This window comes from Enterobacter cloacae complex sp. 2024EL-00214 (assembly GCF_043945575.1).
GTDB classification, from domain to species: Bacteria; Pseudomonadota; Gammaproteobacteria; order Enterobacterales; family Enterobacteriaceae; genus Enterobacter; species Enterobacter cloacae_P.
In genome coordinates, this window is sequence record NZ_JBIMRC010000001.1 from 174,404 (window position 1) to 199,235 (window position 24,832).

Below are 24,832 nucleotides of genomic sequence, written 5' to 3' on the forward strand. Positions count from 1 at the left end.
GCCAAAAAACCCGCTGCGGCGGGTTTTTTTGTCTCTGGTATTTATTTGTATGACTAATGCCTCCTTCACCTGCCATTCACATGACAGATGATGCGCACACGGATAATAGATAATTGTGAAAAATATAGCTTCCTCACATGTTCTGCCCTTTCGCGCCCTCATCGACGCTTGCTGGAAAGAGAAATACACCTCGTCACGTTTTGTCCGTGACCTTATTGCCGGGATCACCGTCGGTATTATCGCCATCCCGCTGGCGATGGCACTGGCGATTGGCAGCGGCGTTGCGCCGCAGTACGGCCTGTATACCTCGGCCGTCGCCGGGATTGTGATTGCGCTGACGGGCGGTTCTCGCTTCAGCGTGTCCGGCCCGACGGCCGCCTTTGTGGTGATCCTCTATCCTGTATCCCAGCAATTTGGTCTGGCAGGCCTGCTGGTTGCTACGCTGATGTCCGGCGTCTTTTTAATTTTGTTCGGTCTGGCCCGCTTTGGCCGGTTGATTGAATATATCCCCCTTTCCGTGACGCTGGGGTTCACATCCGGTATCGGTATCACCATCGGGACGATGCAAATCAAAGATTTCCTGGGCCTGCAGATAACCCACGTCCCTGAGCACTACCTGCAAAAAGTCGGGGCGCTGGTTATGGCGCTGCCAACCGCCAACCTGGGCGATGCCGCCATCGGTATTGTTACGCTGGGGACGCTTATCGTCTGGCCCCGTTTAGGCATTCGCCTGCCAGGTCACCTGCCCGCACTTCTGCTGGGCTGCGCGGTGATGGCTATTGTTAATTTACTCGGCGGGCATGTGGCCACCATTGGCTCGCAGTTCCACTATATTCTGGCAGATGGATCACAGGGCAGCGGCATTCCACAGCTGTTGCCGCAGCTGGTTCTGCCGTGGGATATGCCCGGCTCCAGCTTTACGTTGAGCTGGGATTCACTGCGTGCCCTGCTTCCTGCCGCGTTCTCTATGGCGATGCTGGGGGCGATTGAATCCCTGCTCTGCGCCGTGGTACTGGACGGCATGACCGGCACCAAACATAAAGCGAACAGCGAACTGGTCGGCCAGGGTTTAGGTAACCTCATTGCACCGTTCTTCGGTGGCATCACGGCAACGGCGGCGATTGCCCGTTCTGCGGCAAACGTGCGTGCGGGGGCAACGTCCCCTGTGTCAGCGGTGATCCACTCCGTACTGGTGATCCTTGCTCTGCTTATTCTTGCGCCTCTGCTCTCGTGGCTCCCGCTCTCCGCAATGGCGGCTTTGCTGCTGATGGTCGCCTGGAACATGAGTGAAGCGCATAAGGTGGTTAATCTTCTGCGTCGCGCGCCGAAAGACGACATCATCGTTATGCTCATCTGTATGTCGCTGACCGTCCTGTTCGACATGGTTATCGCCATCAGCGTAGGCATCGTGCTGGCATCGCTGCTATTTATGCGCCGCATTGCAAAGATGACTCGCCTTTCTCCGGTTAACGTTGAGGTGCCGGACGATGTGCTGGTGCTGCGCGTGATAGGCCCGCTGTTCTTTGCTGCTGCCGAAGGTCTGTTTAGCGATCTGGAGTCCCGTATCGCGGGTAAACGCATTGTGGTGCTGAAGTGGGATGCAGTACCGGTGCTGGATGCCGGCGGGCTGGATGCCTTCCAGCGCTTTGTTAAGCGCCTGCCAGAAGGCTGTGAGCTGCGGGTGAGTAACCTGGAGTTTCAGCCGCTGCGCACGATGGCACGCGCGGGTGTGCAGCCGATCCCTGGCCGCCTGACCTTTTATCCGAACCGCGACGCCGCGTTAGCCGACCTGTGATTGGCCTGATGCAGAGAAACGCCTCTGCATCATCACGCCTATCGCCTGCTGTAGCCACCCAAGCACGGCAGGCGTCATCCACGTTCCCTTCATCAGATGTGGCTCCTGCTGCATGGCGGTGCGAAATTTCTGCTGTGTTTCAGGGTTCGTTCCCGCATATGACTGGAACAATGCCAGCCAGTTTTCAGCAAGATGTTGCGCTGCATCAGACGTTGGATCCAGATCTTCGCGCTGCGCCTGGTGCAGTTTCGCCACCAGCGGCGGCCACTCCAGCATGCGGTCAAAATAGTGTGCCCGGGTAAAGGCCATCTCCTCCGGTGACAGATAGTTCTGCCAGATGATGAGTTTTGATTCCGCAAACGCCCGCGTAATGTAATCGGTCATCTCCGCGGTGATCCCCGTCTGTTCCCGCATCTGGGGCTCAGCACAGTGCATCTCGTTCAGACGAGTGAGAAATTCCGGCTTGCCTGCCGTATCCTGCTCCAGACGCACCATCCAGCGCGTAGCCAGATCCATCGCTCGCGGGTCAGAAACCTCAACGCTCAGTTCCTGCAGGGTTTTCACCTCCGTAACCAGCCCTGACCAGATGGCCGCCAGCGCATCTTTTTGCACAGCAAATGGCAACTGCTGTAATTCCTCTTTACTAAACCAGCGATCGTACATATTCATGAACTCCAGAGTCTGTAGCCAGGATTCCAGATCGGGAGCCTCACCGGTGGAAAGCCCGGCACGTAAATCAACAAGTCTGTCGCGTAGCGTGTCAATGCTGCGCAACTGCTTTTCCAGCAAGCTGATTTGTGCATCGAGCAATCCGGCTAACGGGAGTGACTCCTGCTCCAGAAAATCCCTGATTTCAGCAAGTTCCAGCCCTGCTTTTGCCAGCGCCTGAATCATAAGCAGACGCTGCACATCCGCCAGATTATAGAGCCGGTAACCTGCCGCACTTCTGGCCGAAGGGAGCAATACCCCTGTTTGCTCGTAGTGATGCAACGTTCGCACGGTGATCCCGGCACGTTTTGCCAGTTCCCCTACCTGAATCAACATAGCTGCTCCTTTTCTTTGCCAGTGATGCAACTCTGGAGCCTTACGTTACGTGAGGGTCAACCCATCATGCAAAAAAAAAACGACTCCATCTGGAGCCGTTTCGGTGTTCTTTATGTTAACGCACTAGCTGTGCTTATGCTGGTCACGGCGGCAACGTTTATCAAAGTGGCGCACCCACCAGTATCTGTCACTGACCTGCTCATGGCCGCTCACGCGCGCCCCTGCGAGCCACAATACCGCCCCCACAAAGATGCTCAGTACCGCGCCATGCGCGAAGTATTGTGGAAGGTCAAGCTGCGGCAATTGGTTTAAAATAGAATACCCCACACCGGCTACCATCACGAACAGCCCCAACCCCATCAGCACGTTACCGAGTAACGAAGCGTTTCTGCGTTTCATATGTCACCTCCGGAACTTTGGGTTGTAAGGGGAAAAGCCCCTGATCCTTGTGTGTAAAGTATAGACAACACTGCTTTTATGAGTTGCGTGAATGATCACAATAATGGGCAACGCTGGAACAAAAGTTTACAAATAAGCAACTGAACAGATTGAAATTCTAATGGTTCAACTCAGTAATTATTCGTATTTTGCCGTTCCGGTTGCAGAATTTTGTCAAGCGGCTCGCCAGACAGTAAACTACGCGCCAGATCTGGAACCCATTAGGAATTGAATCGTGACGATTAAACTGATTGTCGGTCTAGCCAACCCGGGCGCTGAATATGCTGCCACTCGCCATAATGCCGGTGCCTGGTACGTTGACCTGCTGGCCGAACGGTTACGTGCTCCCCTGCGTGAAGAACCGAAATTCTACGGGTATACCTCACGTATCAACCTTGCCGGTGCCGATGTGCGTCTGCTGGTGCCAACCACGTTCATGAACCTGAGCGGTAAAGCCGTTGCGGCAATGGCGACGTTTTATCGCATCAACCCGGATGAAATTCTGGTTGCCCACGATGAGCTTGACCTGCCTCCTGGCGTTGCAAAGTTCAAGCTGGGTGGTGGTCATGGCGGTCACAACGGTCTGAAAGACATCATCAGCAAACTGGGCAATAACCCTAATTTCCACCGTTTGCGCGTAGGAATCGGCCATCCGGGCGATAAAAACAAAGTTGTCGGTTTTGTGCTGGGTAAACCTCCGGTTTCTGAACAGAAATTAATTGACGAGGCGGTAGACGAAGCGACACGTTGCACCGAAATCTGGCTGAAAGAAGGCTTAACCAAAGCAACAAACCGCTTACATGCCTTCAAAGCGCAATAATCCACGCAATACGGCTTTTTTACCGCGCGGCCTGCGGGTTACGTGTATAATGGGCGTAGTTATTTACTTTTCTTCAATCGGTTATCACTAACGGATTGATTATCAAGACATTAAGGTGATTTAGAAATGGGATTCAAATGCGGTATCGTCGGTCTGCCAAACGTTGGCAAATCCACCCTGTTCAACGCGCTCACCAAAGCAGGTATTGAAGCGGCAAACTTCCCGTTCTGTACCATTGAGCCGAACACCGGTGTTGTACCTATGCCCGATCCGCGTCTGGACCAGCTCGCGGAAATCGTTAAGCCGCAGCGCATTCTGCCTACCACAATGGAATTCGTGGATATCGCGGGCCTGGTTAAAGGCGCGTCCAAAGGGGAAGGTCTGGGTAACCAGTTCCTGACCAACATCCGTGAAACCGAAGCTATCGGTCACGTTGTGCGTTGCTTCGAGAACGACAACATTATCCACGTAAACAACAAAGTGGATCCGGCTGACGATATCGACGTAATCAACACCGAACTGGCGCTGTCTGACCTGGACACCTGTGAACGCGCTATTCACCGCGTACAGAAGAAAGCCAAAGGTGGTGACAAAGACGCGAAAGCAGAACTGGCCGCGCTGGAAAAATGTCTGCCGCAGCTGGAAAACGCAGGCATGCTGCGCGCGCTGAAAAACCTGACCGAAGAAGACAAAGCGGCAATCAAATACCTGAGCTTCCTGACCCTGAAGCCAACCATGTACATCGCCAACGTCAACGAAGACGGTTTTGAGAACAACCCGTACCTGGACAAAGTACGTGAAATCGCTGCGGCTGAAGGTTCTGTGGTTGTGGCCGTTTGCGCCGCCGTTGAATCTGATATCGCAGAGCTGGACGACGCTGACCGTGAAGAGTTCATGGCCGAGCTGGGTCTGGAAGAGCCTGGTCTGAACCGCGTGATCCGCGCAGGCTACGAGCTGCTGAACCTGCAGACCTACTTCACCGCAGGTGTAAAAGAAGTGCGCGCATGGACCATCCCTGTTGGCGCAACAGCGCCACAGGCGGCGGGTAAAATCCACACCGACTTCGAGAAAGGCTTCATCCGTGCGCAGACTATCGCGTTTGAAGACTTCATCACCTACAAGGGTGAACAAGGCGCGAAAGAAGCAGGCAAGATGCGTGCGGAAGGGAAAGATTATGTCGTTAAAGATGGCGACATCATGAACTTCCTGTTTAACGTTTGATTTGTTTTGCATGTATGAAAAATCCACGCTTTGGCGTGGATTTTTTCTGCAAGTAGGATAGAAATAAAAAAATCAATCTCTCTAAATAAACTAACTAATTATTAGCAAGTTTAGTTTGGCTAGTATTAAATTTAAAAAACACCTTCTTTGAGATGATGATCTTTAACCCCCCCCCAAGGATCGTCTAACAAAAATTTAGCATCAACAGCACCTTTTGACGGTACAAGGGAGAAATTATAATAAATTTCATCTCCTTCGCAAATCTCATAATAAAGTGAATAAATTTCACCGCATAAATCCAAATTTAAATCAAATTTCTCAGTTGCAGAAGCGACTTGCAACTTATGTTTGTCGGTCACAAAAAATGGAACAACAATGCGGCGTTGAGCATTTTCATCTAGTTTGAACACATTCTCTACTTTGATATTGACGTTGGCTCCAAACGCGTCCTCTGGCAACGGATCGAAGATAACATAATCCTTATGAATAACAGCGCCTTGAGAAATATTACCTTGCCCCCACTGACTCAATTTTTCATCATAGTCTCGGGATCGTAACAATATCTGACTATGCGAAATCAGCAGGTCAACTGTTTGTATATTTTTGTCACTCATTATATTACCTCAACTTTTATTCTTGTTCCATCAGGCAGTTCTGATAAAACATTACCAATGCTTGAACCTGCACCACGGTTATCGCTAGGATCGATATATCTCACACTAGCCCCATCACCGCCTTCTTTAAACATCGCCATAGGCCATTCATCGCGATCATAACCTGGCTTAGTTTTGATATTTTTTAGACTCGTTTTCCTATTAGTTTTAGCAGAGCCACGTTGGATTGTCACAACTCTTGCGTGTCCTAATTTAATAGCATCTGAAATGTGACCAAACGTTGCAGGATATTCAGAGCGTTTTAATTTCAGAACATATTCGTAATTTTTTGACTTCGATTTTGTTAAAGTACAACCAGCTAAACCTAGAGGATCGATCCAGGTAAGTGGATTAACAGTATATTTATATAAGTTTATCCCACCCGCCAGCCCTATCGGGTCCTGCTGCGTAAACCGCCCACTGTCGGGGTCATAATACCGGAACAGATTGTAGTGCAGCCCTGTTTCTCGATCCAGATATTGCCCCTGCATTCGCAGGTTCTGAGAATATCCTGATAGCTGCGTCTCACTTTCCCGCAGCAGCTTGCCCCATGCGCTGTTCACTCCCTCCCAGCGCACCTGTCCTTCGACATCCGTCATCCGTTCCGGTGTGCCGTTGGGCTGGCAGTGGAACCAGAAGATCTCCGGCGCATCAACGCCATCAATACGCGCCAGCGGATCATAGCTGTCCTGATCGCTGTAGACGTAGGTCAGCGGAACATCATCGTGAACTTCCTGCAGCAGGCGGAACCCTTCCCAGACGAATTGGGTTGTAACCGGCTTACCTGTAGGTTGTCCGCCGAGGATCTGGCGTCGCGTTTTGCTAATGCGTCGGCCAAGCGGATCGTAACGGAAGTTGACCACGGTCTGCGGTTTGTTGCGGTCCCGCGGCTGGCTGATGACCTCCGTCAGGCGATGTTCACCGTCATAGCGATACTGCCAGCGCGTCTGGCCGTTATCCTTCTCCACGGTGCGGCCGTGGATGTCGTAGCGCCAGCGAATGCCGTTCAGCTGCGTTACGCGGTTATGGGTGATCTTCTCCCCAATGCCTTCTAACGGGTTACCCGCTGCATCCCAGCGCCACTGTTCCTGCCCGGGAAGCGTGCCATCCTGAACGAGCAACCGCCCGGCGCTGTCGTATTGCCAGCGATACCAGCTGAAGGGGTTATCGTCACGCTCTTCACGCACCAGGTTATTGCGGTAGTCGTAGTCCCAGCGCCGCGACCAGCGTCTTGGCGACGGGCGCTGGGCATTGCCGGTAAAGACATCCCGACGATGCAGGCGGCCAAGTCGGTCATATTCGCTGCGGGTGGTCAGCAGCCCCTGAGTTCGGCTGGTTTCCCGGTGCAGTTCATCGCGGGTAAAGTCGGATACCGACAGTTTATCGAGGGCAATGCCGAGCAGATGCCCGCTGCCGTAGTAAAACTGTTTCAGCTCGCGGCCGTCGGGTAGCGTTACCGAGGTGCGGTTGCCGAGGGCATCATACTGCCATGCGAGCTCACCATACTCACCCTGTTCGCGCGTAACACGGCCCAACGCGTCATACTCGAACGCCAGCTCCTGCTCTGCTTCATTGCTCCATACGCTGGCTGAAAGCGCAGGATGCAGCCCGATCCGGCTCAGTAGCCCTGACGATGTGTAATGATAGCGGGTCAGTCCTTCCGGCGTGGTACGGGCAACAAGCTGGCCGCTTGCGCTCCAGGCGAAGGCGTGGGTGATGGCCTGCGGATGATCGGCAGCGAAGGTACGTGCTACCGTGCGTCCGCAGGCATCATAGCGATACTGCGAAGCCACGCCATCCAGCCCCACCTCTTCCAGCAGCAGCGAGTCTGCCCCCCAACGGAACTGATACGCTTCACCGTTTTCATTTTCCAGCGCCACCAGCCGCCCGCGGCTGTCCCAGCGGCGGCGAACTTCTTCACCCTGCGTATTGCGTGTGGCGGTTAACCGACCGGCAGCATCATATCTGAATGCACTCTCTTTACCGTCGGCCCCCTGGTGCAGAACCGGGAGGCCGCGTTCGTTCCACGTCAATGATTCTGACCAGCCCTCCGGGCGCTCAAGCTGTACCGGACGCCCGGCAGCGTCGTAGCGATAACGCGTCTCTTCGCCATCAGCGCCAGTTTCAGCCGTCAGCCAGCCCAGCGGATGATAGCGGTAGCGGGTGATGCGTCCTGAACAGTCTGTCGCGCGTACAACCTGTCCTGCCTCATTGTATTCCTGATAACGACTGTTTCCGGCAGCATCAACCTCCTCAACGACCTGACCAAACTCATCCCGGCGCAACTGCGTGGTCTGCCCCAGCGGGTCGACCACGCGCTTTAAGCCGTGATGTTCGTCATACCAGAAACGGGTGGCGCTGCCATCCGCTTCAATGATGGCCGCAGGCAACGCGCGATGCTCCAGCCAGGTTGTCGTACGGGCATTGCCTTCGGCGTCGATCTCCTGTACCCGATTACCCATCTCGTCATAGACGAACGTGACGGCATTCCCGAGCGGATCGATGCGGCGCGTGAGGAGCTCATTTTCGTCCCACTCGTAGCGCCAGTTTTCACCGCGTTCATCAACGTAGCAGACGATCAGACTCTGCACATTCCAGTAGTGCAGTCGCGTCTGGCCATCGTAGTGTTCGACTGTCGTCAGCCCGGCGTCTAAATCGTAAGTAAAGCGGCAACCATCGCCCGTGCTGGTACGGTTTTCCACCACCCGCCAGTGATCAAATTTTTGCCAGCGATATTCGCTTTCCAGCCCACCCGGTAAACGATGCCAGACCATCAACCCCTTGTCGTTATAGCGATACTCGCGGGTTATCACGCCAGAGGCATCTGTCGCGCTCGCCAGTTGACCGCGCGCATCATAGCGCCACTGCATTAATGGCCAACTGCGGCTGCCGTCAAATTGGCTGGCTGACGTCACACGCTGCGGGAAGCGTTCATTTTCATAGCGCAGCGTCAGGTCTATCGTCCTCGGTTCGTCGTGAAGATTGACCAGCCTGCCGTATTCGTCCCACTCCGTCAGCAGTGCGTTGCCATACTCATCGCTGAGGGAAGCCAGACGCAGCACGGAAGGGTTAGCACGAGTAGGTTTGTACAGACGCCACACCGCACCGTCGTCATCGGCAATCGCTACATCGCCGCTGTCGTTACGGCGGATAATGATACCTTCGCTGATACTGTAAAACGCGCGATCGACTGGCGGCAGCTCAAAGCTCAGTTCGCGTCCGGTTTCATCGAACCAGGTCGCGTTGTTCTCTTCCAGGGCGAGATAACTATCAAAGGTGGTCGCCCAGCCTAAACCAAACAGCCCTTCACGCGTGGTCAGGCTGTTATAGCTGCGCTGCCAGCGAAGTGGGAAGCGCCCCGGCAGTGAGAAATCGAGTTCATCGTCATCATTCAGCACCTTCACGCCGGTCGCGGCATGCACCGGGTGCGAGGAACCAAATACAGCATTGACGGCCATATCGGCCAACATGCCGCCCCCCGCGGCAGCCAGCGCACAGGGCATATTCTTTAATATTTTGCCTGGTCGCCCACGCAGCAAAGAGAGTGCAATCATCCCCAGCGCAAGACCAGGCGTCTTACCGCTTTTGATATCGCGAACCGTCAGCGTCTCACCACCGATGATCACATTCGGGGAAACATCGTCAGAAACGGTTGCTTCACAGGTGGTACGGTCTTTCGCACGCACTGCAGGCTGGCCGTTAATAAAGACGCTCTTAGAACCTTCCGCCAGATATTGCGGTCCGGAGTGCTTTTCGCACGCCACCTTATCCTGCTCCAGCGGTGAAGTACCCGATGCCGCAGAGGCTACGCTCGGCTGCCACATTTCGCTACCAAACTGCCCGGCGGCGGAGAGCAACATGCCCGCGTAATCGGCAAAACTGCCTGGAGACTGCGGCTCAGGTGACGGGGTATCGGCAGGCGTCAGCATCCCGGCCGCACGCGCGGCAGGAAGCGTGTTGGTCAGCACGTTATCGGACCCCGAGGTAATTTTACCCGCGGGTGATGGAGGGAAAAGCGCATTGCCTAAACCTTCAGCCGCGTTGCTGATGTCATCCGTTATTCCCGCCACATTTGCCAGCACGCCACCGATAATCCCACTCAACAGACAGCTGGATCCAATCGCCGCAACGCCTGCAGCAGCGGCTCCTGCCCCCAGCAACGGCGCGGCCACGGTGGCCGCTGCACCAACGGCCGCACCGATCACCGCATAGGCGGCACCTTCTGCCACAATGCTGGTGATATCCGCAAAAATGCTGGAGTGAATAATCTCGTCGCCCTGACGGGCCGCGTTGTTATCGCTCATGCCTTACACATTCCGGTTGTCGTTTAGCGTCAAACTTTGCTTAAGCGCGCTCCAGCGCACCCCGTCTTCTTCGGTAAATGCCCGTAGCGCAGAGAGGGTAAATATCATTAATACCGGTTTGCCTGGCGTTTGTACGGCAAGTTGTTTTTGCCACAGGCGCTGGCCGTTACGGTCGAAGGCGGTCTCCACTTCTATGCCGTCAATGTTGCTTTTCGGCCCTGCATTTACGCGGTGGAATTCGCTTTGGGTAATTTCGCCCATCTGAGGTCGCAATAAATCCCACTGGCGGTGAAACTCTTTCTCATAGTCGCTGCCATCCGGGATAGCACCGCGACTGACGACGACGGATAAGCCGCTTTCGTCATCACGAATAATGTTCATGCTGTTATCCTGCCAGGCAGCAGGGAACAGGGAAAAGGAACCTTCCTGGAGGGTGTATTTCATAAGTGAACTCGGGATGATTAATATTGTGAGAAACAAAAGAGGCCAATCCATGCTGGCCTTTTAGCTGGCGAAATGTTTATTTAGACCACTGACCGGACTGTTCTATACGCTGAGCCAATTATTTTACCTGTGGGGCCGTGCAACGTTTTCCCTTTAAGGGGATCGTACTGCTATCACTTTTGCGTACGCAGGATAAATTCATCGGGCTATTCACCCTCTCCCGATGAGAATTTCGCCTGCACCGCCGCATCAATATCTCCTTTATGCCCCGCTCCCGGTGCCGTCGTGCCGGGCTGGGTGCCAGAGGTATTCAGGTGTAGCTTGCCGCCCGTGGTGATATGACCATCCCCCTCAACAAAGAAGTTAAACTCTTTTCCAATCAGGTTAATTTTGCCGTTAGCATTAAGTTCAATCGCGCTTTCCCCCGAGACCAGCCGCAGTTTCGTGCCAGAGGCAAGCACATATTGTTCGACCGCCGCATCCAGCTTGCCTTTGCCGGTGAGGATCTCAGTACCGCCTTTCACGGCCTGGATCTGATTTGCTTCCACGCGGTGCAGCTCATTTTTCTTCACATAATGACTGCGCTCGCCGCCGACGCTGTGCGTTTCATCATTTTTAACGCTGGTATCCATATTGCGTTCAGCCTGGATCCACACCTGCTCCGCGCCCGCCTTGTCCTCAAAACGCAGGGCGTTGGCGTTGTCGACAGAACCATCTTTCGTGCGGCTCATAAAGCCCATCTGTGTGGCCGCTGCAGGCAGCGCCCACGGCGGCATGCTTGCTTCGTTGTACACGCGGCCTGTGATGATTGGTCTATCCGGGTCGCCGTTGATAAAGTCCACGACCACTTCATCGCCGACACGCGGGATCTGCACACCACCATAACCCTGGCCCGCCCAGGCGCTGGAAACACGTACCCAACAGGAACTGGTATCATCGCCCTTCGCCAGACGGTCCCAGTGAAATTTCACCTTCACGCGGCCATATTTGTCCGTCCAGATGCTTTCCCCCTGCGGCCCGACGACTTTCGCGGTCTGTGGGCCGTAGGTGCGTGGCCATGCCGTGGACTGTGCCGGACGGAACGATACAGACGACGGGATAACGCTGAAGTCGGTACGGTGAATAGTTTCACCCTCGCCGCTCGCATAGCGGTTCTCTTCGAAGTGATACCCGGCCGCCGTGATCAGGTAATCGCCGTTGTCGCTGAAGAACGGCGCGTTGGTTAATGTGAATGTATGCCCTGGTGCAATCCCCGCCGCCGTCGCCGTGGCCTGAATTTGCTGATGCTCAACCTGCCAGCGCTCCTGGCGGATACGGGCGTAGAACTCCGCATGTCCCTGCTCAACAAAGCGCCCCGGCCAGTCGTACACATCAATACTGCCCGGTTTCGGCGACGCCGGGTTCTGCTGCGCCTGGAACAGCCACGCGTTTGGCTTGCGGAAGTCATAGTCATCAAGGCTGTAAATCCCCGGCGTGACGCTGTCCTCCAGCGCCCACTGGCCGATACCTTCTTCGTCGGTACTGCCGCCTGACGGCGTCTGGTGATAAGGGATCACCTCGTAGCCGCTGAACGGCTGATGCTGCGTGGCGGCATCGGTCAGGACCAGGGTGTGTTTGTCGGCTTCATGGCTGAAGTGCCAGGCAATCCCTTCCAGCTCCATCAGACGGCTGATAAAGTCCAGGCTCGACTCCTGATACTGCACGCAGTAGTCCCACACCCGGTAGCTGCCGGTGAGCTTGTCTTCCATGTTGACCTGATGCTCACCCAGCAGGGTTTTCACAATCTGCGGCACCGTCTGCCCCTGGAAGATACGCAGGTTACGGTCGCGCTTCATCGGCCACAGATCCGGCTCCACCGTCAGCTGATACACCGCGTAACGGGTTCCGGTCAGCTCAATAGCGCTGACGGCCACGCGCGTGATCTTCCCGTTGATATAGCGGGAGGTGAGCAGGTTTTGCGTCGGGATGGTTACCGTGACCGGCTGACCCAGCAGTTTGCTGCGGTCAATGCGCGCATCCGTGCCAAGTAGCGTCAGCGTCAGGGCGAACGACTCGGACATCGCCTCGCGGCCGGAGAGTTTCCAGAAAAGTAGCCCCTCGACCGGGAGCTGGACGGTAATTCGGTTGAGCATAATTTTTATTCCGTAAATGCAACATCTCTTTTTCAGGGACAGTGTAGAGACATTTCCAAAAATTATCCGACTCTCTTTTTCCTGACCTTTTAACCAGATGAGGAAAGAATGTATTTTTCAACACCCATAATGCAACATCATTAGTAAAAACTTATCATTCCGTGACTGAGTATCCCATAGCCCCCTTCAACCCACCAGCACCGCAGTCTCTCCCGTTTCCTTACGTTAGTGGAAAAAGAAGTTGTCTATCCGTTCAGCAAAATATAGTCTTTTCCCGTAATAGTTTATTGCTAATAATATATTACAAACTATTGAGCTCAGGCGTAGTGAGTGTTGTGCGGAAGAGGAGAGAAGATGCTAATCTGATAAAGAGCCACAAGTAAAAAAGTCCTGTGGCAAATGTACTATTTACTATCGAGTTCAACGACTGGCATCGAAATAAAACCCCACGCTCCCACGTGATTTTTTAAATGCCAGTTAATGACTCAGGCTCTTTCAACATGAAATGTTGAAAGGATAATTTCGAGGCAGCGTTTATTGGCCTCGAAGTGATAATCACGATGATTACAGTGTTTGCCCACCAGTTCTGCATAGCACCAGATGTTTCCCACACCGAAAATATAACACTGGTATATGGCGCGCATTTTTTCCTCAGTGCTAACAATTTCACCCCGGCAGGTAGAAAGTGTTTCACCTAAGGAGGGATTAAATTCGTTGGGAACAGTGCTCAGGGCTTCAGTAGCCAGCGTGACGGCAGGTTCATGATCGTGAAATCGTTTTGTTGAGACGCTAAAAACATCCTGCGCGGTAAACAGCATCTCCTGCGAGTAAAAGCAAAGATTAATAACACCGTAGTTAATACCATCAAACGTATGCTCGACCACCAGGCGCGTTTCTGTCAGGGGCTTCACCTGCCAGGATTCCGGCACTTTAAAGCTGCTGCTGTTTTTAGCGCTGAGGTTCACAGTCTTCAGTAGTTCGGCCAGAGCCAGATTGCTACGATGCAGTAAATCCCAGTTCACCACCGTAAAGTGAATATCGTTCGCCAGTGCCGGATAATCACGCGCCGCACAGGCCGCTTTAATCAGGAAATAGTTTCCGCCGCCCTCTTCCGGATTGTAATCCTTCTGTACGGTATAGCGTGAAATCACCTCATCGCCGGAAGAGTGCGTTTTGAGGGTCAATACATCTGCAAACAGGCCACTACCGGAAGGATGTGCAATTAAGCGCTGGTTCAGCACTTTCTCGCCCATCAAATCCAGCTTGTTAAACAACCAATCCGCAGGATTCATCTCCCACTGACAGCGTTCATAAGCGGCCCATACTTCCATATAGGGCTGCGCATCGCTCGTTAGGTAGCGTCCAAGATTAGTCAAACCAACTTCGGCAATATGTCGAGGAGTCAGATCAGCAGGTTTGACGCGCTTTGGCAAAACCACCCAGTACTGAAGCATTTTTTTATCAGTTGAGGTGTACAGGCACTTCCAGTAGTTCGCCTCAATGTCTTCGTTACTTTTGGTTGACGCTACTGGAAAAACATAATTATTGTCGGTGTTCATAAAACCTCTTCAACTCAGACTGTACTGCCAAACCAAATACCGTAGAACATAAGGATACAGCCAAACGATGCCAGACATTTTACCAGCATACGCAGTTTTGGCCCATATTTGTTGAACAGTGATGATAATCTTGTGTAGTTCGCAGCAGTATTATAACGCTCATGAAAACGTATAATGATATCGAAGATGGCACTTAGCATAACGACGAAAAACTTTGAAAATAATATCGTAATGAACGAAGCAGGTATAAGGACAGTTAACGCTCGCGCTGTTTCCTTAGTAATTAATGGTATGAATTTTGACACCCCAACAAGAATGAAAACCAACACAAACGAGCCGATTAGCACTGAGATAAACTTCAATCCTAAACCACGCCACTCTTTTTTTGTGTACAGATCTTTCCCATTCCAGATATAAATCAGCGTGATAATTACAAATAGCGTAAAACCAATCCATTTCATTACGTACTCATCCCCATGCAACCTTTAATCACCAATCAAAACAGTAACACACCCGGTAATAATTGCACCATCCCCACTATCTACCGGAGCAGAAGATGAAGTTTGCTCATCATCACCATATAAATAGTCAAAGAAATCCAGGATAGGTTTGAACGCCACTTTTAAACTCGCATCGCCTTTCAAACCCACTAGCGCCGCAGCACCTCCCGTCAACCTTACATTGGCTGAATAGTCAGTCGTATCCCAGAAAGCACTTCCGCCGATAGAACCACCTGCAGACCCTAAGCTACCGTCAATTTTTGCTTCCCCGGAAACGATACCCAGGATGTCAAGATTACCAGATGCTTCGCCTTTTATCCCTTTCGCTTCCGCGCCAGCATCAGCCGTGAATCCGTATCGCCCATTGTTGCCGGTATACACTTCACCCACGGCTTTGGCTTCAGCCGTGCCGATGGTGACATCCCCTGCAATACCGCCATACAGTGTCCCTTCCTTACCAGCGGCGGCAGAGCCGCCGTACTGCACACCTGTCGCAGTAGCATTAGCATTCAGGCCATAAATATTATTACCACCACCATACACAGAACCAGTAGCGTTGGCGACGGCGAGCTTATTACGCATCTCCGCACGCATTAAATCCTTACTTTTCATATTGCCGACGGTAATATCTGAGAACGCAAAGCCAGCCGAAGCGGTATCAACATCACCGTTGAGGTTCTTATCCTCCAGGCTGGCATAGGCACCCAGAACGCGAGCATCATAATGATCACCGTGCATCATTCCATCTTCACCGGCATCTTTCGCCAGCGTGCCGCCCCAGTACTGTGGTGCAGCTGTTTTCTGTGCGGCAGGTGCAGGCGAGCCGCTGGCATTACACTGCGTCTTGTCTCCTTTACGTACGAGAGGCATACCGTTAACGAAGACCGTGCTGGAGCCACCAACAATGACGCCACTTCCGTGGCTTGAACAAGATAACGTATCGCCCTTTCGGGCAGCTGGAAAACCGCCGATGATTACGTCGGGACTTCCTGACTGTATTGGCCCCGTATGTGCACTGGTATCTATGGTCGCTCTGGCGGCAGGCTGTCCCATTATTACTATCCTTCCACTGAAAATTAGCTGTTAATTTTAACGACAGCGCCTTTAACATCCGTCAGATTAGTGCCGCTGATATTGATCGTATCGTTAGCTTTCAGCTCGGCATTTATTCCCCCCCCTAGTTTCGTCATCTCTGTCCCTTTGAATGACGCTTCAGTAATACTTTCCGCCTTCAGTATACCTTCGGAAACGATAATTTCGATGGTCGATGGTGTGATAAGAATATAGTTATCATTCACCTTCAACTTAATGGAGGTTGTCGCTTCCAGAAGAGCATTTCCCTCTTTATCCATAGTCAATACAGTCTGGTTTTTACCCACATTGATTTTGTGCTGGTTACCCGTATTGCTGGTTGAATTTCCCCCCACATTAACGTGGCGGTTGCGCTTAACCATCACGTGTTCATCCTGACCGATGGTTTTTTTACGATCGACCCCGACGTCATGTGTCTCGCTGTGCTCAATCTCGGTATCCATATTTTTTTCAGCATGGATCCAGATTTGCTCTTGCCCAGCCTTATCCTCAAAACGTAGAGCATTGGCATTATCTTTATGCCCATCCTTGCTGCGGCTAAAGAAGCCCATCTGCGTGGCCGCAGCAGGCAGCGCCCACGGCGGCATGCTTGCTTCGTTGTACACGCGGCCTGTGATGATTGGTCTATCCGGGTCGCCGTTGATAAAGTCCACGACCACTTCATCGCCGACACGCGGGATCTGCACACCACCATAACCCTGGCCCGCCCAGGCGCTGGAAACACGTACCCAACAGGAACTGGTATCATCGCCCTTCGCCAGGCGGTCCCAGTGAAATTTCACCTTCACGCGGCCATATTTGTCCGTCCAGATGCTTTCCCCCTGCGGCCCGACGACTTTCGCGGTCTGTGGGCCGTAGGTGCGTGGCCATGCCGTGGACTGTGCCGGACGGTATACCACTGCCGACGGAATGACCGTGAAATCGGTACGGTGAATGCTTTCACCCTCGCCGCTCGCGTAGCGGTTTTCCTCGAAGTGATAACCCGCGGCAGTTACAAGATACTCGCCGTTGTCGCTGAAGAACGGCGCGTTGGTTAATGTGAATGTATGCCCTGGCGCAATCCCCGCCGCCGTCGCCGTGGCCTGAATTTGCTGATGCTCAACCTGCCAGCGCTCCTGGCGGATACGGGCGTAGAACTCCGCATGTCCCTGCTCAACAAAGCGCCCCGGCCAGTCGTACACATCAATACTGCCCGGTTTCGGCGACGCCGGGTTCTGCTGCGCCTGGAACAGCCACGCGTTTGGCTTGCGGAAGTCATAGTCATCAAGGCTGTAAATCCCCGGTGTGACGCTGTCCTCCAGCGCCCACTGGCCGATACCTTCTTCGTCGGTACTGCCGCCTGACGGCGTCTGGTGATAAGGGATCACCTCGTAGCCGCTGAACGGCTGATGCTGCGTGGCGGCATCGGTCAGGACCAGGGTGTGTTTGTCGGCTTCATGGCTGAAGTGCCAGGCAATCCCTTCCAGCTCCATCAGACGGCTGATAAAGTCCAGGCTCGACTCCTGATACTGCACGCAGTAGTCCCACACCCGGTAGCTGCCGGTGAGCTTGTCTTCCATGTTGACCTGATGCTCACCCAGCAGGGTTTTCACAATCTGCGGCACCGTCTGCCCCTGGAAGATACGCAGGTTACGGTCGCGCTTCATCGGCCACAGATCCGGCTCCACCGTCAGCTGATACACCGCGTAACGGGTTCCGGTCAGCTCAATAGCGCTGACGGCCACGCGCGTGATCTTCCCGTTAATATAGCGGGAGGTGAGCAGGTTTTGCGTCGGGATGGTTACCGTGACTGGCTGACCCAGCAGTTTGCTGCGGTCAATGCGCGCATCCGTGCCAAGTAGCGTCAGCGTCAGGGCGAACGACTCGGACATCGCCTCGCGGCCGGAGAGTTTCCAGAAAAGTAGCCCCTCGACCGGGAGCTGGACGGTAATTCGGTTGAGCATAATCGTTAATCCATATGGCTTATGCGATGTAGATAATTACGGCAATAAACGTACGATGATAATAACTATTCTGAGTCAGACTTGATATTCGCGGCAGAATATTTTTTCATTACAAATATGAGCGAACCAATTTTTACTATTTCAGAAAAAACGAACAGCGTGATATTGAGAGGGATAACACTAATTCCCAGACCGACTATAATCATCGGGAACAAGGTCACCGAACAACTCATGGTGAGCAGGCGCAGTACTTCCTGCGCCAGAGCAAACCGGACGGCATATCGGTGCGTTGTGAAAAAAAACCAGGCAGAAAAGCATAATGAAACCGGCCACAGAAGGTAAACGAGGTAAAAAAGCCCCGTCAATAAACCGTTTACCCCTCCTGCTATCAGCATAAAGATGATGACACCAAAATTCCCGCCAGTAGAATCCCACCATGACTGAAGCAAGTGGTATGGGCCAATTAAATAAAATACAATACCAATGACATCCATGACGCCCCAGAAATAGAATATTTTATTTTTCGCGGTTATATTCATTCAATCCCTCTTTTGACCGCCTCTGGTGGCCACTTCCCGCCATGTTTAATTACTGCATTTTTTATTTTTGTTAACAACTCATACTCATCGCTACTTTTCCCAGGTGAATTTAACATCCTTTTTAATTGATTCACCATCGTCCAGCCATTATCGGCCCTAATCTCCGGGTTGGCCCCGCGTTCTAACAGAAGAAAGACATGATCATATGAATGATAGTCAAACGCTTCGAATAATAATGTGCTACCCAGCGAGTTAACTGTATTTACGTTTGCGCCATAATCGAGCATCACTTTTAATGTTTCAGTGTTTTTGGCTTTTATCGACTGAAAAATAATTGGCTTATCAAATGTTTTATCTTTTGCATCTGGAGATAGCCCTCCATCAAGAAGGGCTTTAATCCATACGCCACTATCGGCGTTCAGCACAAATTCAGCAGGACTATATTTACCGTTAGAACGAGGTTGAAGTGGATCGGCTCCTGCCTTAACCAGGGTGGTTACAATATTTAGCTGTTCCGCAGTTTTCTTTTCATTCATGGCATTGCCTAACGCCCAAAAGAGTAGCGTCATTTCATGTTTACCGGGTTTATTAAGATCCGTATGTGTTACAAGTTTTTGGACTGACTGTTCATCGCCTTTTGCAATTACCTCCGCCAGCACAAGTTGCTGCCCGGAAAAATAATCTTTCGGATTTAATTCCATATTTTGCTTACATCCCAGAATCAAGAATGGTACACATAGCGCTACTGCTAATAGCATTTTCACAAGCGGCCCCCGATGATTGAAATATCCTCATTCTTTTGCTTCTCAATACAATCAATTGCCTGGTTGATACCATGGCGATCAAGTTCGTTTCCAGTACCGCCAGGAAGATCATGCGCTATCCCCGCGGCATTAGGGCTTAAAGCCGATATTTCTTCTTTAAGAAGTAACGCCGGGGTGTATCCTTTCACAGTTTTATAATCTTCCCAAAGATTTACTTCCTGAACTTTGGTGAGCAGTTCACCCTCAACCCGATAAGCCTGAATGTTATCCGCGCTTCCAAGTATGGTCCCACCATATTTTGCTACGGTACTGCTGTTTAACCCAGCGGCATTAAAAGTCCATCCTGCTTTACCGCTGGCCATAGATGTTGCAGATGCGAGCCCCCCTCCCAGTGAGTGCCCAGCCACATCGATATTTTGCGTTGTCATGGACAATTTTTTCCCCAAACCTACGGCGTTTCGATAATAGGGGGAATCACCACCTACAGCCTGCATAAAGTTATTCGCCCAGTCAGCTCCATTTTTAACAGAAGGTAAATCAGTTTTATTCCAAATCGCGGAAGCATATTCACTTAAAGAAGGAATTCCCGGTTCTCTTGAACCTCTAAACACTAACGTTGGATTAATATCACTTCCAAACACATTTGGGTCAGGCTGATAAACGCGAGCCAGGAAATCAGGCGCATCGGCGCGATCAAAAAGCATCTCTTTTTCCAGGCCAAACTTCTTCAGCGCCCCCGCATCATTACTAATATCCTTCCACCCCTCCGGCACGCCCGGCGTCGTTTCCAGCGGGTTTACGGTCTTATAAACATTTTCAGCAAGCTTTGCCTTCTCCACCGCAATATTATTCACCGCTAATCGTTTAGCCGCGATCTGCGCATCCGGGTAGAGGCTATTACTGCCCTTCGCAATCAAATCTTTACGTGCCTGCCAGCGTTCGGCTTTGGTCATATTCTGAAGCTGAGAGGCATAGGTTTTGCCCTCTTTTCCCGGCGTCGGCTGGTCGGGTACCTGCGCCGCTTTGGATTTCACCACCTGTGCTGGCAACTCCGTTGGTGCAGGACGGGAACCATAGGTTCGCACCATCGTTTCGTAACGATCGACAATAGTGCTTACCGGGTACCAGCCCAGTCCGGTGAGCGAGGCGGCCTGCAACCGCCCTTTTGTATTGATATAAAAGATTTCCGTTACCGATGACCAGTTGCGAAAACTCTCGTCAATCGCAACGATCCTGCCCATATCGAGATCCTGCACAATCAACTTGCGCGTATCGCGCCCTGACTGATAAGGATTCGCGCCGGTAATGGAATGAAGTAAATCGTAGCGCGTGAACAGCGAGCGTAGTGAATTGTCCGGTACCGACATAACCCACTGCTCGGCAACGGACGGGCGCATGATCTTCGCAAATAACGCTGGCGAGACATTCTCGCTAAACAGATAGACAAATTTGATGTTGTACATTCGCTCCGTCCTTGTTACCAGTCCCTGTTCGCCTTATTTACGGGTTCACCAGCCAGGTTCCCGGCTTCGCAATATCCAGAGTCTGGGTACGCGCCTTGCCGCTTCCCTCCAGCTCAATTTTAAACTCGCCCGCTGGCAGCTTAAGCGACGCGTAGCCATTGGTTGCCGGACGCAGCGCTTTTGGCTCATCATTCACCTTCAGCGTCTCGCCGTCGAGCATACGGATATAAACCAGCGCTATCGGGCTTGCTTCAACCGGCGGAGGGCTTTGTTCCACCGTGGCAGACGGTGTAGCCTGCTCGCTCGCCTGAGCGACTTGCGATTTCGTTTCCGGCGTTTGCACGGCAGCTTCAGCCGGGCGAGTCTCTGCAGGTGTCTGCGCCGTCTGGTCTGGCACATCGTGCCCGCCACCGCCAAACAATACTGCCCCCGTCACAACCCCAACCAGCACGCCTGCGGCAATCATCGCCGGGATTTTGTAGCGTCGCCAGTCCAGCGCTGAAGCAGGTACCTCGTCTTCCACCGGCACCAGCATCGTGCCCGGCTTTTTGGCCGTCAACACATCGTCAATGCCTGCAACAGGCATCTCAATCAGGGCAGCGAACTCATCAATAGACTGTGGTCGGTCTTCCATATGCAGCGCCAGCGCACGGTCGATGGCCTGCAACAACGGGATGGAATACCCCTGCGGCATCAGTTCCACCAGCGGTTTACAGGTGTCCTGAATCGAGCGTACCACGCTGACCGGTGGCGGAGAGCCCACAATCAGAGTACGCAACACGGCACCGAGGGCGTAAATGTCCGTCCACGGTCCCTGCTCGCTTTCGTTGTCGTCGGTGTATTGCTCGATGGGGGCAAAGCCCGGGCGCAGCATGGTCTCTGTCTCGTCTGAGAGATTACCGATGGTGCGACGCGCCGAGCCAAAATCAAGTAGCACCGGCAGGCCGTTGTCCTGGATTTGAATGTTATCCAGAGAGATATCGCGGTGCAGATAGCCTTCGTCGTGGATCGTCTTAATCGCGCCAAACAGCATTGGCAGCATGCGACGGATCCACGTCTCGTTAATCAATTCCGGCTTCTCTTCGCGCAGACGTGAAAGCGTGGTGCCGCTGTAGAACAGCGTGCCCATGTAAGCCGTATCGTTTTGCACCCAGAAACGCAGCACGTGCAACAGGTTCGGATGGTTGAAACGCGCCAGCAGACGCGCCTCCTGAATGAAGCTGTTCAGGCCAGCGGAAAATGCTTTGCCGAAGCGCTCGCTGCGCAACACCAGCGTCATATCATCGCCACGCACGGCAAGCGAAGAAGGCATAAACTCTTTGATAGCGATCGTGCGTTCGAGCTGGTGATCCCAGGCGCGGTAGACGATGCCAAATCCACCGCCGCCAATCACCTCTTTGATTTCAAACTCATTGAAGCGATACCCGACCGGGAGCGCGTTTGGGACAGTCCGATTGTTATCATTATCCGTCATCTTTTACAGTTCTCTTGATGATTATTACGCGGCAAACTGACAGTGAAACTCGCCCTGCTCGCAGGTGATATGCAGACGTCGGTACTGCTCGTCACTGCGGCTGGCGGTAAGTAAAATCTGGCTCATCTGAGGCAGCAGGGTGTTCGTCAGGATCGCATCCACCATACGACCACCTGATTCCACCTCGGTGCAGCGCTGAACAATCTGTTCCACCACGCTGTCGTCAAACTCCGAAATAATGTTGTGATTCTCTTCCAGGCGACGCTGAATGCGTTTGAGCTGCAGGCGAACAATCTGCCCCAGCATCTCGTCACTCAGCGGATAATACGGCACCACCAGCAAACGCCCCAGCAGCGCAGGCGGGAACACCTGAAGCAGCGGCTGACGCAGTGCACCGCTCAGCGCGTCCGGCTCGGGGACCAGCGCCGGATCGGCACACATGGCGCTGATAAGCTCGGTGCCGACGTTGGAGGTCAGAATAATAATGGTGTTGCGGAAATCAATGTGACGTCCTTCGCCATCCTCCATCCAGCCCTTGTCGAAAACCTGGAAGAAAATTTCATGTACATCAGGGTGCGCTTTTTCAATTTCGTCCAGCAGCACCACGCTGTAAGGACGGCGGCGCACGGCCTCGGTTAACACGCCACCTTCACCATAACCTACGTATCCCGGAGGCGCACCTTTTAAGGTGGAGACGGTATGCGCTTCCTGGAATTCACTCATGTTGATGGTGATGACGTTCTGCTCGCCGCCGTAAAGTGACTCCGCCAGCGCCAGCGCGGTTTCTGTTTTCCCGACGCCAGACGGTCCGCACAGCATAAACACACCAACCGGCTTGTTGGGATCGTCAAGCTTCGCCCGCGAGGTTTTCACCCGACGGGCAATCAGATCCAGGCCATGGCGCTGCCCGATAACCCGCTGATTCAGCGTATCGGCCAGGTTCAGCACCGCGTCGATCTCGTTTTTCACCATCCGCCCCAGCGGAATACCCGTCCAGTCAGAAACAACGGCGGCCACCACATTTTCATCTACCGCCGCGAACAGCAGCGGTTCGTCGCCCTGAACGGTATTCAGCGCTTGCTGCAGCCCGGCAAGCTGGCTGCGCAGTTCGGTTGTGTCATCGTCACCCGCGTCAAACAGCGCGGCGCGCAGACGGATGATTTCGCCGACCAGGCTACGTTCCTCTTCCCAGCGTCGGGCCAGGGCATCGCGCGTCGCTTCATACGCGCTGCGCTCAGCGGTTAACGCGGCCACGCGCTGTGGCTCACCTGCCCCCACGCGCGCTTCGCGTCCGGCAATCTCGATTTCAACATCAAGGGCGGCAAGGTGACGCAGGCAATCTTCCAGCTGTGCGGGTGGCGCGCTCTGGCTGACTGCCACACGGGCGCAGGCGGTATCCAGCAGGGCAACGGCTTTATCCGGCAACTGACGTGCCGGAATGTAGCGATGCGAAAGCTTCACCGCAGCGCTAACCGCTTCATCGAGCAGTAATACCTGATGGTGTGTCTCCAGCGGCGACACGGTACTGCGCAGCATCAGAACGGCTTTGACCTCGTCCGGCTCATGCACCTGCACCGTCTGGAAGCGGCGGGTCAGCGCCGGATCTTTTTCAATGTACTTTTTGTATTCGGCCCAGGTCGTGGCACCAATGGTGCGCAGCTGTCCGCGCGCCAGGGCAGGCTTCAGCAGGTTAGCGGCGTCGCCGGTTCCCTGCTGGCCACCCGCACCGATCAGGGTGTGGATTTCATCAATAAACAGAATGATCGGCGTGGCGCTGGATTGCACTTCATTGATTAAGGCCTGGAGACGGGCTTCAAACTCGCCTTTCATCCCCGCACCAGCCTGCAACATGCCAATATCCAGTAACCACAGCTGAATATTCTGGAGCGGCTCAGGTACATCACCTTCGACGATACGCAGCGCCAGCCCTTCCACCACCGCCGTTTTCCCTACCCCGGCTTCCCCGGTCAGCAATGGGTTGTTCTGGCGGCGGCGCATCAGAATATCGACCATCTGGCGGATCTCTTCATCACGTCCGACAACCGGGTCGATCTTACCTTCACGGGCGCGAGCCGTCAGATCCTGACCATACTGGGCCAGCGTCCCCTGCGCGGCCGGTACCGTTCCTGCAGGTGCATCGACGGCAGCGGCAGCCTGCTGCGTCTCTTTGCTGTTGGCACAAATCGTCTCAAACTGCTCAATCAGCACCTCAACGTTCAGACGGGTGAACTGCGCGGAGATGCTTTTCAGTACGTTGGCCAGATTCCAGGTTTTGAGAATACCGATCAGCAAATGCCCACCGCGAATGCGGCTGACGCCAAACTTCAGGGAACCATAGACCCAGGCGCGCTCCACGGCGCTGTCGATATGTTCGGAAAGATCAGAGACTGAACTGGCTCCCCGCGGCAGCGCATCCAGCGCCGCAACGATATCCCGCGTCAGTTGCTGTTCATCGAGAGCAAAGTGGCGTATCACCTGCTGCAGATCGCCATCCTGCTGCTGCATCAGCTGGTGCAGCCAGTGCACCAGCTCAACATACGGGTTGCCCCGCAGCTTACAGAATGCAGTGGCGCTTTCCAGAGAGGTAAATAACAGCGTATCCAGTTTGCCGAAAAGCACGGCACGGCTTATTTCTGACATGTTCGGT

The 24,832-nt window shown here is 53.4% G+C and carries 18 protein-coding genes; 3 read left to right on the top strand and 15 right to left on the bottom strand.

All coding sequences use genetic code 11. The features are described from left to right. Positions 1-115: 115 nt before the first annotated feature. Positions 116-1,795 carry a C4-dicarboxylic acid transporter DauA gene (gene dauA / locus ACHHZ6_RS00825; RefSeq protein WP_395121546.1) on the top strand — a complete coding sequence of 560 codons (1,680 nt, stop codon included), beginning with the start codon at positions 116-118 and terminating at the stop codon, positions 1,793-1,795. On the opposite strand, the gene ACHHZ6_RS00830 is transcribed toward dauA, so the two are convergent. After that, entirely contained in the window at positions 1,781-2,839 is a 1,059-nt protein-coding gene (locus ACHHZ6_RS00830; RefSeq protein WP_395121548.1) for a MerR family transcriptional regulator, read from the bottom strand. The genes dauA and ACHHZ6_RS00830 overlap by 15 nt on opposite strands. 123 nt (positions 2,840-2,962) lie before the next feature. After that, positions 2,963-3,238, bottom strand: coding sequence for a stress-induced protein YchH (gene ychH, locus ACHHZ6_RS00835; RefSeq protein ID WP_182271718.1), 276 nt, complete (start codon positions 3,236-3,238; stop codon positions 2,963-2,965). Between the two features lie 274 nt (positions 3,239-3,512). Here ychH and pth point away from each other — a divergent pair, with 274 nt between their 5' ends. Then, the gene (gene pth / locus ACHHZ6_RS00840; protein WP_182271719.1) at positions 3,513-4,097 is read left to right on the top strand and encodes an aminoacyl-tRNA hydrolase; all 585 of its coding nucleotides are present in this window, start codon (positions 3,513-3,515) and stop codon (positions 4,095-4,097) included. A 126-nt stretch (positions 4,098-4,223) separates the two neighbouring features. Next, positions 4,224-5,318 (top strand): redox-regulated ATPase YchF, encoded by a 1,095-nt coding sequence (ychF, locus tag ACHHZ6_RS00845; protein WP_182271720.1) that lies wholly within the window; start codon positions 4,224-4,226, stop codon positions 5,316-5,318. Between the two features lie 131 nt (positions 5,319-5,449). On the opposite strand, the gene comJ is transcribed toward ychF, so the two are convergent. The 13 genes from comJ to tssH all read right to left on the bottom strand — a co-directional run bounded on the left by comJ (position 5,450) and on the right by tssH (position 24,825). Further along, entirely contained in the window at positions 5,450-5,932 is a 483-nt protein-coding gene (comJ, locus tag ACHHZ6_RS00850) for a competence protein ComJ (protein WP_395121551.1), read from the bottom strand. Continuing rightward, a complete protein-coding gene (locus tag ACHHZ6_RS00855; protein ID WP_395121552.1) occupies positions 5,932-10,275 on the bottom strand; it encodes an RHS repeat-associated core domain-containing protein in 4,344 nt (1,447 codons plus the stop codon). Before ACHHZ6_RS00855 ends, comJ begins: the two co-directional genes overlap by 1 nt. A gap of 3 nt (positions 10,276-10,278) precedes the next feature. After that, entirely contained in the window at positions 10,279-10,719 is a 441-nt protein-coding gene (locus ACHHZ6_RS00860) for a DcrB-related protein (RefSeq protein WP_182271722.1), read from the bottom strand. Positions 10,720-10,925: 206 nt separating this feature from the next. Beyond that, entirely contained in the window at positions 10,926-12,851 is a 1,926-nt protein-coding gene (locus ACHHZ6_RS00865; RefSeq protein WP_182919922.1) for a type VI secretion system Vgr family protein, read from the bottom strand. 485 nt (positions 12,852-13,336) lie between these two features. Further along, entirely contained in the window at positions 13,337-14,410 is a 1,074-nt protein-coding gene (locus tag ACHHZ6_RS00870) for a hypothetical protein (protein WP_395121555.1), read from the bottom strand. A 14-nt stretch (positions 14,411-14,424) separates the two neighbouring features. Next, positions 14,425-14,871 carry a hypothetical protein gene (locus tag ACHHZ6_RS00875; protein WP_182919924.1) on the bottom strand — a complete coding sequence of 149 codons (447 nt, stop codon included), beginning with the start codon at positions 14,869-14,871 and terminating at the stop codon, positions 14,425-14,427. 24 nt (positions 14,872-14,895) lie between these two features. Next, positions 14,896-15,963: a PAAR domain-containing protein gene (locus ACHHZ6_RS00880; RefSeq protein WP_395121557.1), complete on the bottom strand. Its 1,068-nt coding sequence runs from the start codon at positions 15,961-15,963 to the stop codon at positions 14,896-14,898. A 23-nt stretch (positions 15,964-15,986) separates the two neighbouring features. Next, positions 15,987-17,945, bottom strand: a complete 1,959-nt coding sequence (locus tag ACHHZ6_RS00885) for a type VI secretion system Vgr family protein (RefSeq protein WP_395121559.1) — start codon at positions 17,943-17,945, stop codon at positions 15,987-15,989. 65 nt (positions 17,946-18,010) lie between these two features. Then, positions 18,011-18,484, bottom strand: a complete 474-nt coding sequence (locus tag ACHHZ6_RS00890) for a hypothetical protein (protein WP_182271724.1) — start codon at positions 18,482-18,484, stop codon at positions 18,011-18,013. Beyond that, complete coding sequence (locus ACHHZ6_RS00895; protein ID WP_395121669.1) at positions 18,481-19,242, bottom strand: ankyrin repeat domain-containing protein; 762 nt, start codon at positions 19,240-19,242, stop codon at positions 18,481-18,483. The genes ACHHZ6_RS00890 and ACHHZ6_RS00895 overlap by 4 nt, the downstream gene beginning before the upstream one ends. 2 nt (positions 19,243-19,244) lie before the next feature. Next, positions 19,245-20,711, bottom strand: a complete 1,467-nt coding sequence (locus ACHHZ6_RS00900; protein ID WP_395121561.1) for a phospholipase — start codon at positions 20,709-20,711, stop codon at positions 19,245-19,247. Between the two features lie 37 nt (positions 20,712-20,748). After that, the gene (locus ACHHZ6_RS00905; RefSeq protein WP_395121563.1) at positions 20,749-22,185 is read right to left on the bottom strand and encodes a serine/threonine protein kinase; all 1,437 of its coding nucleotides are present in this window, start codon (positions 22,183-22,185) and stop codon (positions 20,749-20,751) included. A gap of 24 nt (positions 22,186-22,209) precedes the next feature. Continuing rightward, positions 22,210-24,825, bottom strand: a complete 2,616-nt coding sequence (gene tssH, locus ACHHZ6_RS00910; protein ID WP_395121566.1) for a type VI secretion system ATPase TssH — start codon at positions 24,823-24,825, stop codon at positions 22,210-22,212. Between the last annotated feature and the right edge of the window lie 7 nt (positions 24,826-24,832).

Bases quoted from the DNA above. Each gene is read 5' to 3' on its own strand.
- ychH (WP_182271718.1), bottom strand. From the start codon at position 3,238: ATGAAACGCAGAAACGCTTCGTTACTCGGTAACGTGCTGATGGGGTTG.
- ACHHZ6_RS00885 (WP_395121559.1), bottom strand. From the start codon at position 17,945: ATGCTCAACCGAATTACCGTCCAGCTCCCGGTCGAGGGGCTACTTTTC.
- ACHHZ6_RS00870 (WP_395121555.1), bottom strand. From the start codon at position 14,410: ATGAACACCGACAATAATTATGTTTTTCCAGTAGCGTCAACCAAAAGT.
- ACHHZ6_RS00890 (WP_182271724.1), bottom strand. From the start codon at position 18,484: ATGAATATAACCGCGAAAAATAAAATATTCTATTTCTGGGGCGTCATG.
- comJ (WP_395121551.1), bottom strand. From the start codon at position 5,932: ATGAGTGACAAAAATATACAAACAGTTGACCTGCTGATTTCGCATAGT.
- ACHHZ6_RS00875 (WP_182919924.1), bottom strand. From the start codon at position 14,871: ATGAAATGGATTGGTTTTACGCTATTTGTAATTATCACGCTGATTTAT.
- ACHHZ6_RS00830 (WP_395121548.1), bottom strand. From the start codon at position 2,839: ATGTTGATTCAGGTAGGGGAACTGGCAAAACGTGCCGGGATCACCGTG.
- ACHHZ6_RS00855 (WP_395121552.1), bottom strand. From the start codon at position 10,275: ATGAGCGATAACAACGCGGCCCGTCAGGGCGACGAGATTATTCACTCC.
- ACHHZ6_RS00860 (WP_182271722.1), bottom strand. From the start codon at position 10,719: ATGAAATACACCCTCCAGGAAGGTTCCTTTTCCCTGTTCCCTGCTGCC.
- ACHHZ6_RS00895 (WP_395121669.1), bottom strand. From the start codon at position 19,242: ATGCTATTAGCAGTAGCGCTATGTGTACCATTCTTGATTCTGGGATGT.
- ACHHZ6_RS00880 (WP_395121557.1), bottom strand. From the start codon at position 15,963: ATGGGACAGCCTGCCGCCAGAGCGACCATAGATACCAGTGCACATACG.
- ACHHZ6_RS00905 (WP_395121563.1), bottom strand. From the start codon at position 22,185: ATGACGGATAATGATAACAATCGGACTGTCCCAAACGCGCTCCCGGTC.
- tssH (WP_395121566.1), bottom strand. From the start codon at position 24,825: ATGTCAGAAATAAGCCGTGCCGTGCTTTTCGGCAAACTGGATACGCTG.
- ACHHZ6_RS00865 (WP_182919922.1), bottom strand. From the start codon at position 12,851: ATGCTCAACCGAATTACCGTCCAGCTCCCGGTCGAGGGGCTACTTTTC.
- ychF (WP_182271720.1), top strand. From the start codon at position 4,224: ATGGGATTCAAATGCGGTATCGTCGGTCTGCCAAACGTTGGCAAATCC.
- ACHHZ6_RS00900 (WP_395121561.1), bottom strand. From the start codon at position 20,711: ATGTACAACATCAAATTTGTCTATCTGTTTAGCGAGAATGTCTCGCCA.